Genomic DNA, 17134 nt, shown 5'->3' on the forward strand with positions numbered 1-17134 from the left:
GGATGAGTTGATAAAAGCAATCTATAATGCTATTGAGGAAAAACAACCAAACTTTAAAGGAGAAACAATTGAGAATCTCTCGGTTCAACAAGTTCCTTCCCTGCATGGGCTAGAGGTTCAGTTTAGAGCCACATATTGGGCAGAACAAATTGCTTTTGAGATTCAATTAGACAAGAATTTTAAGAAAAGAGTAATAAAAGGTTTTGCTCAGTCTCCCAATACTTTTAGCGGTTCTTTTGTGGAAGAGAAAGAGAATGCTACATATAGGATTTGTGTTGCATCTCAAAAAATAACCCCAGACAATCCCTTTTTCCTATTCTTCCAGTTCGACGAAGGTGTGGGTAAAATTGTCAATTTTAAACTATGGAAAGAGGGATTCAAAAAACCCATGGGGTTTATCACAGAGGTAAGAGGATAAATATCTTACAGCACCATTTTCTGCCAATTATGTTCAGTTTCTGCAGCAAAATGCTTAAGGTTTATTCAAAACTTTTACCTGCTATTCATAAACAATAGATTTTGAAAAAAGAGCTCAAAGCATCTTTGCAAGTTTTAATGGGGTTAGCGTTGTTATGAACAACACGAGCTGCTAACATGCAATGCTTTCAATTTGGTAAGTTACAACCTGTTGGTAAAAGCTTCATAGGAGAGGTTGGATTACATATCCAGTGTCCGTGGAGACTGACAAATAAACAGGAAATCATAGTGGGTAGCGAGGACCTCTTTGAACAACCAATTGAGGATACCGATTATGACTCGAGTTTCGAGTGGGATAAACCAATGGCCAACTTGAGAGATATTAAACTTCAGAAATTACTTGATACACAACAGTTCAAAGTAAACGCAGTAGCAACTGATCATTATGGTGGACTTGAAATAAAATTCGATGAAGATTTTTGTCTCACCCTCTTCCCCACACTCTCAGGCAAAGATGAATTTTTGGAGTATTGGCGACTACTAAACAACAAGGTTAAACCAGGAAGTCATCTGGTAGTCGGGCCATTGGGCGCTGAAGAAAAAAAAGAAGAAGAACATATTAAATAGTTAATGAGCTGACGGTTTATCTCAGCCGCTGTTATTTTTAGAATATTAGCTGAAATAGTAAGTGTGGAAAAATAGTATTGCCTTGAACACCCTCTTTTGAGTTTTAAAAAACCAGTGTATTTTTAGGATAAACATTGCTTTGTTATGAACTCACTATTACATGATTCAGATGTCAAGAGTGGCAAGCTTTAGTAAAAACGCGGAGGCCAAACCTAATCAAATGTTCTGGCAAGTAACCTGCAGAAAAACGAAAGAGTAAAATGTGCCAGTGAGTAACTTTAACTATACTTGTAAGCTAAGTTGCTGCTCTGCTCAAACAATCTAATTGATTACAATTAACACCACAACCAGCCGTTTAACGTCTAGCTATTCGTACAAAATACACTTACCGTGAAAAAGCATTTCATTCTACCGCTTTTGTTCCTGGGCTTGCTGTGCCAGCCACAGGCTATACTTGCTCAATCTAAAACAAAGGCAGCAGTAGCCTTTACTTACCAACCCGACCAAAGCGAAGACCATTATAACCAGCGCATCACCCACAAATCTATACCTGTAGGGGCAGATGCGTTTGTGCTGCTAAACCGGAACGGAAACAGCAAGTATGCTCTGGAGAAGTATAACGCCGACCTGAAGCAACAGTGGTCGGTAGCCATTCCTTTGGCAGAGGGCGAGACAGTAGAAAATTTCACGGCAAACGCTGAGGCTGCCCTGGTAGTAACACACCGCAAAAATGGTCAAAACCAACAACTGCAAGGCCATTACATCAACACCAAAAGCGGACAAAAGGAGCAACCCGTGCTGCTACTGGAAGAACCAGCCAAAGGCCGACGTGCCGGTGTCTCTGTTTCTGCCGATGGCTCAAAGCTGCTAGCTTACCGCTTCCATACCGACAACAGCTTTCAGATACACGACATAAGCGGCACCATGTATGACGGCAACTTACAGAAACTGCAGGATGTAAAATATAACCTCAACGACTTGCGCGGCATTTTAACAGCTGACGTACAACTAAGTAATCAGGGAGAACAATATGTAAACCTGATCTCGGACCAGATGAGCCGCCTGAGTGTGCGCCGCTATACGTTGGGTAGCCCTGAAGTTAAGGTAATGTCGGTGCTGGTGGGTGGCGTGTTTGGCGGGCAGAAAGTATACATCCGCGACACGAAGTTTAAGCTCATGCCCAACGGCCAGCTGTATGGCGCTGTACTTACAGCCGACGAAAACAGCAACAGCTACTACAGCTTAAAGGCAGTGAAGTATGATTTTGAGCAGGAGGATATGGTGTTTGCCGAGGAGTTTCGGTTTACGCCGGAGTATGTGCAAAAGGTAAATACCTTGAGCAAAAGCAATAGCAAAAACTTACAGGATATTTACCTGACAGACCTCCTCCTGACACCGGAGAAAAACCTGGTGATACTAGCCGAGAAGAAGTATACCGAAGGCGGTGAAAATGCCCCTTTCTTCGCAAAAGAGTTGCACCTGTTCGCTTATGATGAGTTTATGGACAACGCCTGGAACTCCGTTCTGATGAAGCAACAGCAAGCGCCGGCTTCTGAAGGCTTCTCCAGCATTTCCTATAGCTCCTACTTAAATGGCAACACACTTAACCTACTCACGCTGGAAGAGCTAAATGGCAAGTATGATTTATACCTCCGCCAGATAAACACTAGCAACGGCAGTGCCTCTGCACCAAAAGCACTAGGATTAAATGTGCCTGCTGATAGAAAGCTAGCTTATCTAAAAGAATATACCGCCTGGCTGGCCGATAAAGATATTGTAACAGTTATCAGAGCAGGCAAGAAAGCAGACAAACTACAACTGAGCCATATTCAGCTTAAGTAAGCAGCTCTAAATATACCTTAACCGATAAAGGTATGCCATACCGCAAGTTTAGCGACAGCGTAACTTGTGGTTATACTTGAAGCCAGTTTGTAACTGGCAGTTTCAGCTAATCACAAGTATAAACGACATTTTAAGAGAAGCCAAAGTATACGTACAGCACTTGCGCCAAATAAAAAGGGCTGCTACCAATTGGTAACAGCCCTTTTCAAGTATAAAATGGTCAGAAATTAATACACGTATTCGTTTGCGTCGATTAGTGCAGCAGCGATACGACGGCGAGCCTCTTTTGTGTTGTAGAGGTCTTTCTTCGTAAAACGCTTCAAGCCCATGAACAACAGACGCTGTTCATCTCCTTCAGCCATCGCGGCGATTGCCTCTTTACCTGCTTTGAAAGCAGTATCAACGGCATCGTTTACTACTACACGTACAATATCAATCTCCTTAGAAACCGCATCTTCGCCCTTCATGCCTACCAGCTTCTCTACACGCAGTAGCGTAGATTCCGCCACGTAAGTTTTGATAGCCATGTCAGCAATATTCATCAGCACTTCCTGCTCTTTTGCCAGTGAGTTCATGTACTTCTGTACTGCTGTGCCAGCCACCATCAGGATAGCCTTCTTCAGGTTCTTGATAGCCTTGTGCTCTGCTATGAATAAGCCTTCTTCCTCTTCACCAAAATCTGGAATAGCCATTAGTTCCTGCTGCACTGCCTGGGCAGGGCCCATCAGGTCAAGCTCGCCTTTCATGGCTTTCTTCAGGATCATATCTACCGTCAGCATGCGGTTGATCTCGTTGGTGCCTTCAAAAATGCGGTTGATACGAGAGTCGCGGTAAGCACGGTCCATTGGATAGTCAGCCGAGAAGCCGTAACCACCGTAGATCTGCACCCCTTCGTCTACCACGTAATCCAGCACTTCAGAGCCTTCTACTTTCAGCATCGCGCACTCTACTGCAAACTCACGGGCAGCACCAAGTAGCGCCTCGTTCTCGTTTGCTCCGCCAGCCATCAGTTCCTGCTCTTTACGGTAGATGTCCATACCTGCACGGTACAGCGCCGACTCAACGGCATAGATGCGGATTGCCTGCTCAGCCAATTTATACTTGATAGCCCCAAACTTCGCGATTGGCATTTTAAACTGCTGGCGCTCGTTTGCATACTTTACCGAAAGGCTTGCCACGCTTTTAGAAGCTCCTAAAGTAGCAGCCCCAAGCTTAATACGGCCAATGTTCAGGATATTGAAAGCAATCAGGTGGCCTTTGCCGATCTCGCCTAACACATTTTCTTTTGGCACTTCGCAATCTTCGAAAAACACCTGGCGGGTAGAAGAACCTTTAATACCCATCTTGTGCTCTTCGTTGCCTAAGCTAACTCCTTTGAAGCCACGCTCCACAATAAAGCCAGTGAACTTGTCGCCGTCAATCTGTGCGAACACTACAAACACATCGGCAAAGCCAGCGTTAGTGATCCACATTTTCTGACCGTTCAGAATGTAGTGTGTACCAGCATCATTCAATACTGCCTTGCTTTTAGCTGCTAGCGCGTCTGAGCCAGAACCTGGCTCCGTCAAGCAATAAGCAGACATCCATTCGCCGCTCACCAGTTTCGGTACATACTTGCTTTTCTGCTCTTCTGTACCAAAGTATAAAATTGGAAGTGTACCGATACCCGTATGAGCCGCAAAAGCAACCGGGAAGGAGTGGCCACCACCTACTGACTCTGTTACCAACAGTGCTGTGTTGAAGTCCATATTCAGGCCGCCGTACTGCTCCGGCACAGATACCGCAAACAAACCTAGTTCCCCTGCCTTTTTCATCAGGTTTTCCATCAGGCCCTCTTCGTGGTTATCCAAACGCTCCAGCAGCGGGTACACTTCTTCACGCACAAAGTCCTTACAGGTTTGCGCCATCATCAGCTGCTCTTCGTTAAATTCTGCAGGTACAAATACGTCCTGCGGGTTTGTTTCCTTTATCAGGAACTCACCACCTTGGATGGTAGCGTTTTGAGTTGATTTTTCCATTACTTTTTGATTTTATGATAAAAGACGAAGGACAAAAGACTTCTGTGTGTGTCCCTCATTATTATATTTTTTTGTGTTTAATCTTTCAGCCTGCTCTGCAAGTTGCTGATCATCTTTTGTATCCTGATCAGTTTCTCTATTAAAGAGGTTAAGCTTTCTCTTTGAACAAAACCTAGTTCATTAGCTATGATAAGCTGTGTTTCAAGCTCATAGGCAGAACCTAAAGCCATACTTAAGAAGTTGCTAAAGTCCTTGTTGGTACTCCTTCCAGAACCTTCAGCTATGTTAGAAGGAATGGAGACAACAGCACGATTAACTTGAGACGTAAGTCCAAACTTCTCAGAGGCTGGAAAACGGGCAGAAACTAAATATACTTCTTTTGCAAGTACAAGTGCTTCCTGACATACTTTCAGCTCTCTAAAGTTGTGCTTCATCTTTCAAGCTAATTGTCTTTTGTCCTTAATCCTTTGTCACAAAAGTCTATTTTAATAATTCAAACACCCCAGCTACACCTTGGCCGCCGCCAACGCAGGCGGTAACGAGGCCGTGCTTGCCGCCGGTGCGGCGCAGGTCACTGAAAAGTTGCACGGTGAGTTTTGCGCCTGAGCAACCCAGCGGGTGCCCAAGTGCAATAGCTCCGCCATTTATATTCAGCTTTGCCGGATCAAACTCCAGATGACGCATCACAGCGATAGACTGTGCAGCAAAGGCCTCATTCATCTCGATCAGGTCGATGTCGTTCAGCGTTAAACCAGCTTGCTTCAGCGCCTTCGGAACGGCTGCGATTGGGCCCATACCCATGATGCGTGGATCTACGCCACCGGTGCCGTAGCTTACCAAGCGCGCAATTGGCTCCAGGTTCAGCTCTTTCACCATGCGCTCACTCATCACGATCACAAAAGCTGCACCGTCTGATGTCTGAGAAGAGTTACCGGCTGTTACTGTACCACCTGCTGCAAACACTGGCTTCAGTTTCGCCAATCGCTCCAGCGAAGTATCAGCACGAGGGCCTTCATCGGTATCTACCACATAGGTTTTAGTTTTCTTCTTGCCGTTATCGTCCAGGTAAGTTTCTTCCACCGTGATGGGCACGATTTGATCTTTGAAGTAGCCCTTCTCGATGGCGTTCAGCGCCTTTTGGTGCGACTTGAAAGCAAACTCATCCTGGTCTTCACGTGAAACATTGTAGTCGTTGGCTACGGCTTCGGCTGTTAAGCCCATGCTTAGGTACCAATCCGGGTTGTTGCTCGCAATTTTGTAATTCGGCACAGTTTTCCAGCCAGCCGTTGGCACCATCGACATAGATTCTGTACCTCCCGCCACAATGCAGTCGGCCATGCCTGCTGCAATACGGTTAGCGGCAATCGCGATGGTTTCTACACCGGAACCGCAGTAGCGGTTTACCGTCATGCCGCTCACTGATAGTGGCAAAGACAGCAGCGAGATCATACGGCCAATCTGCAGGCCTTGCTCCGCCTCTGGCACCGCATTACCTACAATTAGGTCGTCTACGCGCTCTGGATCCAGGGCAGGCACTGTGCTCATTAAATGTTTGATGACATCAGCGGCCAGGTCATCAGGTCTGGTGAACCGGAAAACGCCACGGCCAGCTTTGCCCACTGCGCTACGAAATCCAGCTACTATATATGCATTGTTCATTTTGATGCTCTTTTATAGTTTATACTATAGAATTAGTTTCTAAGCGGCTTGCCTGTGGTCAGGATGCTCTGGATACGCTCCAGCGTTTTTCGCTCGCCTGTCAGCGACAGGAAAGCCTCGCGCTCCAGGTCCAGCAGGTACTGTTCGCTTACCTCTGTTGGGGCAGACAAATCGCCACCGCACATCACGTAGGCCAGTTTCTGGGAAATCTTCAGGTCGTGTGCCGACATGTAGCGACCTGTAAACATGGCATTGGCTCCTGTCAGGAACATACCCAAGGCACCTTTACCCTGCACCTTCACGTTAGTGCGTTGTACTGGTTTAGTATAGCCTGCATCAGCCATAAGTATAGCCTGTGCCTTGGCATCGGCTATCAAACGGTTGCTGTTGATCGTGATACCGTCGCTCTTGCGCATGAACCCAAGGTCAACTGCTTCTTTTGCAGAGGTAGACACCTTAGCCATACCGATATTCAGGAACACGTTCTTCAAATCGTTGTATTCAATATCGCCGTCAGCATACATATCAGCTGCACGTAGCGTCATCTCTTTTGTACCGCCACCGCCTGGTATCAATCCTACACCAAATTCTACCAAGCCCATATAAGTCTCGGCAGATGCCTGAATGTGGTCGCAGTGCAGGTTCAGTTCGCAGCCGCCACCCAGGGTAAGGCCGTGTGGCGCACCCACTACCGGAATAGCCGAATAGCGCATGCGCATCATGGTGTTCTGGAACTGACGGATAATCATATTCAGTTCATCGTAATCCTGATCCAGCGCATACATGTAGATAAGGCCAACATTGGCTCCAGCAGAGAAATTAGCGGCATCGTTGCCTACTACCATGCCACGGAAATCTTTTTCGGCTAGCTCTATACCTTTGTTCAGGGCCATGATTACATCGCCGCCAATTGTGTTCATCTTGGTATGGAACTCCACGTTTAGGATACCATCGCCTAAATCAAGGATGGTGGCACCGCTGTTTTTCCAGACAACCTTGTTCTCACGCAGGTTATTCAGGATAATGAAGTTCTCGGCACCTGGTATGGTTTTGTATTCCTTCGTGTTGATGTCGTAATAGCGGCGTGTGCCGTTCTCAACAATATAGAAGGATTCTTTACCATTGTTCAGCATCTCCTCTACCCAGGCAGCAGGCTCATAACCAGCTTCTGTCATGCGCTGCACACCTTCGCGGGCACCGATGGCATCCCAGTACTCAAACGGACCAAGCTCCCAGCCAAAGCCGGCACGCAGGGCATCGTCTATTCTGTATAGCTCGTCAGATATCTCCGGAATGCGGTTAGAAACGTACTGGAACAGGCCGAACAACGTCTCGTTAAAGAACTGTGCTGCCTTATCAGATTGGCCGGAGAACACCTTAATGCGCTTCTTCAGGTCATCGATTGGCTTGAGCACTTCCAGGCTCTGGAACTTCACCTTCTGCTTCGGCCCATACTCCATGGTGTTCAGGTCCAACGTCAGGATCTCAGTTTTGCCTTTAGCGTCCTTAGTCTTTTTGTAGAAGCCCTGGCCGGTTTTATCCCCCAACCATTTGTTCTCAGCCATCTGCTGCACGTAGCCCGGAATTTGGAACAGGTCGCGCGACTCATCATTCTCGCCAGACTGGAACAGGCCGTTAGCTACATTGATGGTAGTATCCAAGCCAACCACATCCAGTGTGCGGAACGTGGCAGATTTCGGACGCCCCACAATAGGACCCGTAATTTTATCTACTTCGTCTATGGTCAGGCCGGTTTTCTCCATGGCCTTCAACGTCTGCATAATGCCGTATATACCCACACGGTTCGCGATGAAGGCAGGTGTATCTTTTGCCAATACAGTGGTCTTACCTAAGTATAAATCACCATAATGCATCAGGAAGTCTACTACATCTTTATCTGTCTCTGGCGTTGGGATAATCTCGAGCAGTTTCAAGTAGCGCGGCGGGTTAAAGAAGTGCGTACCGCAGAAGTGTTTCTTGAAGTCGTCAGAGCGGCCTTCCAGCATCAGGTGGATTGGAATGCCCGACGTATTAGAGGAAATAAGAGTACCCGACTTGCGGTGTTGCTCCACCTGATCGTACACAATTTTCTTTACTTTCAGGTTCTCTACCACCACCTCAATGGTCCAATCGGCCGTAGCGATATCCTTCATATCGTCCTCAAAATTACCCGTAGAAATCAGGTGTGCATCGGATTTGCGGTAAAGCGGCGAAGGATTGGAGTTGATCGCATTTTGCAGGTGTCCGTTTACCAGGCGGTTGCGTACGGCTTTGCTTTCCAGCGTGAGGCCTTTCTTCTCCTCTTCCGGTGTCAGTTCTTTCGGTACAATGTCCAGCAGCAGCACCTGTACACCAATATTGGCAAAGTGGCAGGCAATTCTAGAGCCCATCACACCGGAGCCAAGCACCGCTACTTTTTTTATTATTCTTTTCATAGAATAGCTATAGTTGTCTATGGTTAAAACATTTCTTTGTTCTCGATCATGCCTTGTATGCGCTCACATACTTTGAAAAACACATCCAAATCTTTCTGAGGTATCACATCGCGTACTTTATTGTTAAACAGCTTTACCGTTTGCTTTGCAACCTCTTTCTTTTGCAAACCCTTTTCAGTCAGAAAAATACGCACCAGGCGCTTATCGTGCGGGTCAGACAGTTTATAGATAAAGTCTTTCTCCTCCATACTTTTCAGGATGCGAGTAAGGCTACGTGCCTCCAGGCCAAGTAAGGGAGCAATTTTAGTGGCGGGTGTACCTTTTTGCTGGTCTATGTTGAGTAACACAAAACCGATGGACGTGGTCATGTCGTTTTTCACGGCCTCTGTATTATACATACGCGAGATAGCGTGCCAACATACTTTAAAATGATAATCTATGGTCTCTTCAGGCTTCATGCATGTACTAAGGTATATACCAAATATAGGAAATAATGTTATGCTTGCATACCTTTTTTACAAAAAATTAATTTACCCGCAAATTTGTTCATTTACAGATTTTGAAAGGTGATTGCAAGTATAGTTATACTGTAAACTGATAGATGAGATGTGTATGACTGCGAAAAAATAAGGCAAGGACAAAAAAACAGCCCTTTCCGGTGCGGGAAAGGACTGTTTTATAATTCTACAGAATTACAATAAGTTAAACATCTTGCTATCAACACACTATAGCATTCTCTGCCTTACTTTCTTTTTATTTAGCCGCACTTTATACCTTAGTTATACATGCTTTCTATCTCACTCTGATAGTTCGCGGTAATGGCTTTGCGTTTTACTTTAAGTGTTGGAGTCAGCTCGCCGGTCTCTACTGTCCACATCCTCGGGATAAGCCTGAATTTTTTGATGGTCTCGTACTGCGCCAAACCTTCGTTTGTCTTTTCGATTTCGCGCTGAAACTTCTCAATCACATCCGGGTGCTTCACCATTTCTACATCCGAAGTATACTTGATACCCTTGTGAGATGCCCAATCCTGCAGGCCCATAAAAGAAGGCACTATCAATACAGAAGCATATTTACGGCCATCGCCTACAATCATGGCCTGCTCAATTACCACCGACTCCTTCAGCTTATTTTCAATGGGCTGTGGTGCTACATATTTACCACCCGATGTCTTAAACATCTCTTTTTTACGGTCTGTGATCTTGAGGTATTTGCCTTCGATCATTTCTCCGATATCGCCCGTATGAAACCAACCGTCTTTGTCTATCACTTCATCTGTCAGCTCTGGCTTTTGGTAGTAGCCTTTCATCACATGCGGTCCGCGGGTTAGTATTTCACCGTCTTCTGCAATCTTGATTTCCACTTTATCAATAGCCATACCTACAGTGCCGATCACATTGTTTTCCGGCTCAAAGCGGTTTACTGATATAACCGGAGATGTTTCTGTAAGGCCGTATCCTTCCATCACACGAATATTGGCAGACCAAAACACACGCGCCAGACGAGGCTGCAAGGCTGCACCACCAGATACAATGGCTAACACATTTCCTCCCAGTGCTTCGCGCCACTTACTGAAGATGATTTTGTTGGCCAGCCCCAGCTGCTTGTTATACCACCAGCCCTGGTCTTTCTGTGTGTCATACTTCAGGCCCAGATCAAGCGCCCAGAAGAACAGCTTACGCTTCACCCCTGTCAGCTCCATACCTGTGGCTACGATCTTATCATATACTTTCTCCAGCAGGCGCGGCACTGTGGTAAACACATGCGGTTTCACCTCTTTCAGGTTATCGGCTACTTTTTCTATACTTTCTGCATAATAAATAGAAACCCCGGCTCTGAAGTATAAATACAGCAGCATGCGCTCGAATATGTGGCATAGTGGCAGAAAACTTAGCGCGCGGTGGTGCTGGTTAACCGGCACGTATGGGAAAGCGCCTTCAAAGTTGCTAACGAGGTTGTTGTGCGTCAGCATTACCCCTTTGGGGTTGCCTGTAGTACCTGAAGTATAAATAATGGTAAGAACATCGTCCGGGTTTACGGCTGCCTTCAGTGGTTCAAGCTGCTGCACATCACCATCCTTGCCGAGGTCCAGCACTTCTTTCCAGTTTTTGGCACCGCTAACTTCATCAAAAGTATAAATCTCTTTGATGCCCGCCATGCCATGTGTAGCGGCAACGACTTTGTTATATAAGCTGGCATCAGCCACAAAAATCACCTTTACCTCGGCATCGTTAAAGATGTAACGATAGTCTTCTTCTGTAATAGTAGGATACATCGGCACACTAATGGCACCAATCTGCTGTATCCCGAAATCAGCCAGCACCCACTCAGGCCGGTTGAATGAAATAATAGCTACTTTATCATCTTTGCCTAACCCTAATTTAAGTAAGCCGAGGCTCACTTGGTTGGCATACTCCTGCACGTCCTGGGTGCTATACTTTTGCCAGGTACCGTTTACTTTGGCTGCAAGGCAGTCTGGTTGCGGAAACTGCTGCAACTGGAAAGGCAAAAGATCTAAAGGTCGGGTAATGTTCATGATGATTAGTGTTTGGCGAATAACTTGAGCTCCGAATGCTAAATTTGTATGACAGAGGCAGCATGTACCCTCTGTTGTTTATGCATTTTACTTATTTTTTATGAAATCTGCCATCTAAGGCCACATAAATATTTCCCATGCCTTATATTTATAGTCCTACACAGGTAGCCATATAGGCACGCAAAGCCATCAGAAGTAAGTTTAGGAGATATTTATTTAAACCGGAGAAGCATGAACTTATCTATATTTTTTGAGCCCCTGAACGAAGATGTTTTCGCTCCGCTGAACAAGCCCCGCACCCTCGGCTCTTATATCAGCCGCTTTGAGAGCAAGTTCCCTGATTGGCGCACCGCTGATATAGCCATACTTGGTGTAAACGAAACCAGAGGCCGCAGCAACGACAGCTTACAGGAACCATCAGCTGTAGAAGCGCCTGCTCGCCTGGTGCGCAGAAAGTTGTATAGCCTGAACAAAGGAAGCGGCCGCTGCCATATTGTAGACTTAGGTAACCTGCGCCCTGGCATTACACTGGATGATACTTACCTCCGGCTAAAGGAGATTGTGGAGGTGCTGATTTCACACAATACCATACCCATCATTATAGGAGGCTCACAAGACCTGGAGTATGGGCAGTACCTGGGCTATGAGCACCTGGACCGTGTGGTAAACATGGCCACCGTAGACAGCAGCGTAGACATGACTGAAGACACTGATGCCGCTCCCAATAAAAAGCAGCTACGCCAGATACTGATGCACGAACCCAACTACCTCTTCAGCCTGGGGCAGATTGGCTACCAGTCTTACCTGGTGGAGCCGGAGGTAATGGCAACGCTGGAGAAACTGCATTTCGAAGCCTACCGCGTGGGCGAGGTGCATAGCAATGTGCACAGGATGGAGCCTGTGGTGCGGGTGGCAGACCTGCTTACCTTTGACATATCAGCCATCCGGCACCAGGATGCGCCCGCCTATGAGCCAGCCAACCCATTTGGCCTGACCGGTGAAGAAGCCTGCCAGTTGTGCTGGTACGCCGGCTTAAACAACAACCTAACCTCTTTGGGCATCTATGAGTATAATCCCGAACTGGACGAGCGCGAGCTTACTGCCATGACCGTGGCCACCATGCTTTGGTACTTTATAGAAGGGTTTTACCACCGCAAGCACGAGACAGACTTTAACAGCTCCCACTTTAAAAAGTATGCCGTGGCCTTTGCCAACGACAATCCTGACCGCATGATCTTCTACAAGAGCAATAACAGTGAAAAATGGTGGATGGAGGTAGAGCCACTAAACTTAGCTAACGGTAGCCGTATCATACCCTGCAGTTATGAAGATTATCTGGAGGCAACCAATGGCGAAGTGCCAAACCGCTGGATTCTGACGCAGGCGCGGATTGGCTAGCAAAACGTTTCATTTCACAACCAGCATCTAAACTGCTTCATCACACAACTTCAGCACGCTTGAACACATTACCGGAATATACTTTACAACAACTGGCACTACGAAACGGGCAAGACAAAGACGATATCTGGGTAGCCTATTTAGGCGTAATCTATAAGGTAAACAAGTCCAGGTTATGGCGCGACGGTAAGCATTATGAACATTGGGCAGGCCAGGATTTGACCGAAGAATTAAAAGATGCACCACATAATGCCAACGTTTTTGATAAATTTGAGGCTGTGGGACTTGTAAAAGACTCTCCTCACCGGGCGAAGCATGCCTGATTTTTTTTGTATATTGAGATAAACACAAAACTTAAGTCACATCAAACCAACCATATAAGATGATATTAATAGCTAATAGCGGATCTACCAAAACTGATTGGCGCATGATGAATGCTGATGGTGTTCACAACCAGGTACACACTGCTGGCATCAACCCTCAGTATTTAGACGCTGCACAGATATACAATATATTTGAGGCTGAACTGCTGCCTAACCTTAAAGAGACAAACCCTACGGCTATCTACTACTACGGCGCAGGTTGTAGCTCACCAGACCGTAACCTGCGTGTAGAGCAGGCGCTGGCAAAGGCTTTCCCGCAAAGCCTGATACATGTAGACCATGATTTACTTGCAGCTGCCCGTGCCTTGTGCGGCCACCAGCCAGGTATTGCGTGTATTTTGGGCACCGGCTCTAACTCCTGCCTTTATGATGGCAAAAACGTGGTGGACAATGTGCCTTCGCTAGGTTTCTTGATGGGTGATGAAGGCAGCGGCGCTTACTTAGGCAAAATGCTGATCAGAGCCTACCTTTACCGTGAGCTTCCTGAGGAACTAGGTGAGTCGCTGAAAAACCGTTACAGCCTAACGAAAGACAGTATCCTGGATTCGGTTTATTATTCTGACATGCCCAGCACTTACCTGGCTACTTTTGCCAAGTTTATGCACGACAAACGCAAAGACCCGGTTATACATGCGATGATATATCAGAACTTTGACGAGTTTTTTGAGCGCCATGTATGTAAGTATAAAGACTTTGATAAAGTGCCTGTGAATTTTGTAGGCTCTGTCGCTTTCCACTTTTCCGAAACACTGCAGCAGGTTGCCAAAAAGTATGGCGCCCATATCGGCACTATCATCACCAGCCCAAGCGAAGGCCTTATTGCCTACCACCAGGAGCTGCTAGCCCAAATAGGAGAGCAATAAGTTAAAGTGGCAGGCAAGAAGGGACAGCCGCAAGTATAAAATTATCAGAGCAGCCTCCGGCTTTTTAGCCATCCATACTGCATGATTTTTCATTCTTAATTAAGAAGAAGTGTCTACTACCGAATCAGCATCTAACTACGACGGCCTTGAGCAAATGAGCGTGCACGAGCTGCTCATAAACATCAACCGAGAGGATAAAACCGTACCGCTGGCTATAGAAAAGGCTCTTCCGCAGATAGAGGAGCTGGTAAAAGCTACGGTTGACAGATTAGCCCGAGGCGGCCGGTTATTTTACATAGGAGCTGGCACCAGCGGCCGGTTGGGTATAGTGGATGCATCAGAGTGCCCGCCTACTTTTGGCGTGCCACACGGTATGGTAATCGGTATTATTGCCGGCGGCGACACTGCCATTCGTAAAGCGGTAGAGTTTGCCGAAGATGATGCGGCACAGGCTTGGCTAGACTTACAGGAGCATCAGGTCACAGACAAAGATATTGTGGTTGGTATTGCCGCATCAGGCCGTACGCCTTATGTGATAGGTGGTTTGAATGCCTGCCGCGAACGCGGCATTGCCACAGGCTGTATTGTTTGCAATGCAGGCAGTGCCGTAGCCGCCGCAGCTGAGTTTCCGGTAGAGGTAGTGACTGGACCGGAGTTTGTAACGGGCAGCACACGTATGAAAGCCGGAACAGCACAAAAGCTGGTGCTAAACATGCTCACAACCGCTTCTATGGTAAAGCTAGGCCGTGTAAAAGGCAATAAGATGGTTGATATGCAGCTTTCTAACCTAAAGCTCGTGGACAGAGGCACCCGCATGGTAATGGAAGAGCTTGACTTAGGCAGAGCAGAAGCCGGTGCTTTGCTAAAGAAGTTTGGCAGCGTACGTGCAGCCATAGAAGCTTTCCAAAACGGCGATAAAGAAAAATGAGCCATAGCGGTTTTTAAATAAAAATAGCCGGGGCTAAACGCTCAGGCTATTTTTATTTAATCAGGCTTCACCAGCCCCTCCAGCATTACTTTAGCGGCCTCAGTGCTTGGCACCAGGTAGTTCGCAACAGACCAAGTATATTTTAGCTTAAACCGTGGGTCTGCGGCAGTATGCAACACCTTGCGCTTATAGTGCTCCAGTGGTTCCAAACCTAGTCTCTGGCGGCGCTCATCTATTTTTTTTTGCTCTTTTTCGCTTATCTTCTTTACCAGGTACTCATCGGTACCTAAGTCTTCTATTTCTTTCTTCTTACAGCCGGTGCAGTTAATTTTTATGTATACTTTAGAGCCATATCTGTTACGCCCAGCTTGTTGATCGAGGAGGTAAGCTGCGGTTTGTGGCGCTACTTTGCCCTGCTGTACAGCTTTTGCCAATACCTCTGTAAAATCATAACCTTTGCGGACGGCTGTTTGGCGTTCTATTACTACATTAAAGCGAGGCAAATGCTCCAAAGAGTCTCCCACACCTATTACATCCTCACTCGGGTAACCCAGTTCTTCTATCCAGTTCAGCAACTGTAGGGTATTGGCTGTTTCAATCTTACTGATAGTATCTCTGTATACTTTCAAGCCGCCTTCTGCTTCCCTAAAATACTGGTCCCGTGCATAGAGCTCGTCCAGGTCTGCCCGATATTCCCGGTTAATGGATTGCTCGTGCTTTCGGCGGCGTTTATCATACTTGCGGCTAAACCTTCTCCAGCGCCGCGTAGTCTGTAATGAGTCAAACACCTGCTGCCGTTGCAGGTAATCTAAGCTTACCCCCTTTTCCACAAGCTTATCCAGGTACTTGAAAGTATCTTTTTTTTCTTTTAGCACCAGCGAGCTAACAGCCGCATTATAATAGTCGCGGGCAAAAGGAGAAGGGACCGCGGCAAACGCTTCTTTATAACTTTTAATTGCCTCCTCATACTTTCCATCCACCAAGCTCAGCTCTGCCTGATTTATAACCGGATGGTATACTTGTGTGTAATCCGGCACATCCTGTGCAAGGGCAGTATGCTGCAGGCTGGCATGCAATAGTAAAAAAGAAAAGAAACAAAAATAGCGTAAAGGGTTACTGTTCATAGGTGTGATGGCGCTGTGCCAGGTGGCACAGCGGCTTTATACTTTTATCGAAGCCAATCTATCGCAGTGTCGCGCTCATCTAAGTTAAAACATTTCATTTTAATATCCGGAGACAGGCTGCTACTAAGGCTGTTTGCCTTATCCAGCCATTTCTCATGGCCGGCAAGTGCTACCTTGCTCAGCCTGCTGTAGAACCTAATGCCTTGTTTTAGCTCTTTCCATAGGTCATCAGGTGCGGCGCCGTCTTCGTGCAGTACCTCCAGATACAGGCGCAGATCTTTGTTATCGAGCACTTGCTGCTCTAAGATACAATTAATAGCGTGAAAATCAGAAGAAGTAAACTTTCCGACTGTGGCTAAGCCCAGCACATGCATCGGCATGGCCTCCAGCACTGCTATACCCGGATGGGGCGCATCCGCCGCATGTTCTTTAAGCCACTTGATTGCCTCGTCCCTATCCTCCAGAGAATAAGCCATCACTTCAAAATGCGGTGTCAGGAAGTTTGCCAGCCGCCATTGCTTCTGTACCCAATCCTTGTCTGTAACAATGGCATACTTCACAATCTTGTTCCAGCTGTTAAACTTAAGCTTTAGTGTGTCGAAAAATGATTGCACACTATCCCAGCCTCCAAAGTTTAGAAACTCGAAGTATAAAAAGAGCTTATCGTGACTTTCGGCCTTTTCCTCCATCTGCTGCACCAGCTTTCTAAGGCCAGCCTCTGCAAGGTGGTCTTGTAGTTTAAAGCCTACGATGTTATCTTCCTCAAAATTTACAGTTGATATCATATTAGGTAAAATTAAATCTGCTGTTAGCGTATGGCTTGCATAGTGAGAGCACTAGCGAACGTAATGCCGTACTTGCTTAAATGGCAGTTGCCTGTAATACAGCACACTGCTTCAGGACT

The 17134-nt window shown here is 46.5% G+C and carries 15 protein-coding genes; 7 read left to right on the plus strand and 8 right to left on the minus strand.

The genetic code is table 11. The features are described from left to right. The 3 genes from ACFQ2O_RS11890 to ACFQ2O_RS11900 all read left to right on the plus strand — a co-directional run. A partial coding sequence (locus ACFQ2O_RS11890) for a hypothetical protein (protein ID WP_377527785.1) occupies window positions 1–418 on the plus strand: 418 nt, incomplete at its 5' end. Between the two features lie 176 nt (window positions 419–594). Beyond that, entirely contained in the window at window positions 595–1044 is a 450-nt protein-coding gene (locus ACFQ2O_RS11895) for a hypothetical protein (protein ID WP_377527788.1), read from the plus strand. Window positions 1045–1434: 390 nt separating this feature from the next. Further along, window positions 1435–2886, plus strand: a complete 1452-nt coding sequence (locus tag ACFQ2O_RS11900; protein WP_377527791.1) for a hypothetical protein — start codon at window positions 1435–1437, stop codon at window positions 2884–2886. A 227-nt stretch (window positions 2887–3113) separates the two neighbouring features. Here ACFQ2O_RS11900 and ACFQ2O_RS11905 read toward each other — a convergent pair whose 3' ends face one another. The 6 genes from ACFQ2O_RS11905 to ACFQ2O_RS11930 form a co-directional block, all read right to left on the minus strand. Continuing rightward, the gene (locus tag ACFQ2O_RS11905; RefSeq protein WP_377527795.1) at window positions 3114–4904 is read right to left on the minus strand and encodes an acyl-CoA dehydrogenase family protein; all 1791 of its coding nucleotides are present in this window, start codon (window positions 4902–4904) and stop codon (window positions 3114–3116) included. Between the two features lie 77 nt (window positions 4905–4981). Next, window positions 4982–5338 (minus strand): four helix bundle protein, encoded by a 357-nt coding sequence (locus ACFQ2O_RS11910; RefSeq protein ID WP_377527797.1) that lies wholly within the window; start codon window positions 5336–5338, stop codon window positions 4982–4984. Window positions 5339–5384: 46 nt separating this feature from the next. After that, window positions 5385–6563, minus strand: a complete 1179-nt coding sequence (locus ACFQ2O_RS11915) for a thiolase family protein (protein WP_377527800.1) — start codon at window positions 6561–6563, stop codon at window positions 5385–5387. A gap of 32 nt (window positions 6564–6595) precedes the next feature. Continuing rightward, window positions 6596–8998: a 3-hydroxyacyl-CoA dehydrogenase/enoyl-CoA hydratase family protein gene (locus ACFQ2O_RS11920; protein WP_377527804.1), complete on the minus strand. Its 2403-nt coding sequence runs from the start codon at window positions 8996–8998 to the stop codon at window positions 6596–6598. 23 nt (window positions 8999–9021) lie between these two features. Beyond that, on the minus strand, window positions 9022–9456 hold the full coding sequence (locus ACFQ2O_RS11925; RefSeq protein WP_377527807.1) for a MarR family winged helix-turn-helix transcriptional regulator: 435 nt from the start codon (window positions 9454–9456) through the stop codon (window positions 9022–9024). 317 nt (window positions 9457–9773) lie between these two features. Then, window positions 9774–11534, minus strand: coding sequence for an AMP-dependent synthetase/ligase (locus ACFQ2O_RS11930; RefSeq protein WP_377527811.1), 1761 nt, complete (start codon window positions 11532–11534; stop codon window positions 9774–9776). Between the two features lie 231 nt (window positions 11535–11765). On the opposite strand from ACFQ2O_RS11930, the gene ACFQ2O_RS11935 reads away from it, so the two are divergent. The 4 genes from ACFQ2O_RS11935 (at window position 11766) to murQ (ending at window position 15106) form a co-directional block, all read left to right on the plus strand. Further along, window positions 11766–12932 carry a formimidoylglutamase gene (locus ACFQ2O_RS11935; protein ID WP_377527814.1) on the plus strand — a complete coding sequence of 389 codons (1167 nt, stop codon included), beginning with the start codon at window positions 11766–11768 and terminating at the stop codon, window positions 12930–12932. A 59-nt stretch (window positions 12933–12991) separates the two neighbouring features. Continuing rightward, window positions 12992–13255, plus strand: a complete 264-nt coding sequence (locus tag ACFQ2O_RS11940) for a cytochrome b5 domain-containing protein (RefSeq protein WP_377527817.1) — start codon at window positions 12992–12994, stop codon at window positions 13253–13255. A 59-nt stretch (window positions 13256–13314) separates the two neighbouring features. Further along, complete coding sequence (locus ACFQ2O_RS11945; RefSeq protein WP_377527819.1) at window positions 13315–14178, plus strand: hypothetical protein; 864 nt, start codon at window positions 13315–13317, stop codon at window positions 14176–14178. A gap of 109 nt (window positions 14179–14287) precedes the next feature. Next, the gene (gene murQ / locus ACFQ2O_RS11950) at window positions 14288–15106 is read left to right on the plus strand and encodes an N-acetylmuramic acid 6-phosphate etherase (protein WP_377527821.1); all 819 of its coding nucleotides are present in this window, start codon (window positions 14288–14290) and stop codon (window positions 15104–15106) included. A 56-nt stretch (window positions 15107–15162) separates the two neighbouring features. Here the strand turns inward: murQ and ACFQ2O_RS11955 are convergent, their stop codons facing one another. Together ACFQ2O_RS11955 and ACFQ2O_RS11960 are read right to left on the minus strand one after the other, a co-directional pair. Further along, window positions 15163–16230: a hypothetical protein gene (locus ACFQ2O_RS11955; protein WP_377527823.1), complete on the minus strand. Its 1068-nt coding sequence runs from the start codon at window positions 16228–16230 to the stop codon at window positions 15163–15165. 44 nt (window positions 16231–16274) lie between these two features. Beyond that, the gene (locus tag ACFQ2O_RS11960; RefSeq protein WP_377527825.1) at window positions 16275–17015 is read right to left on the minus strand and encodes a SpoIIAA family protein; all 741 of its coding nucleotides are present in this window, start codon (window positions 17013–17015) and stop codon (window positions 16275–16277) included. Window positions 17016–17134: the final 119 nt, after the last annotated feature.

This window comes from Pontibacter rugosus (assembly GCF_042678745.1).
Classification (GTDB): Bacteria; Bacteroidota; Bacteroidia; order Cytophagales; family Hymenobacteraceae; genus Pontibacter; species Pontibacter rugosus.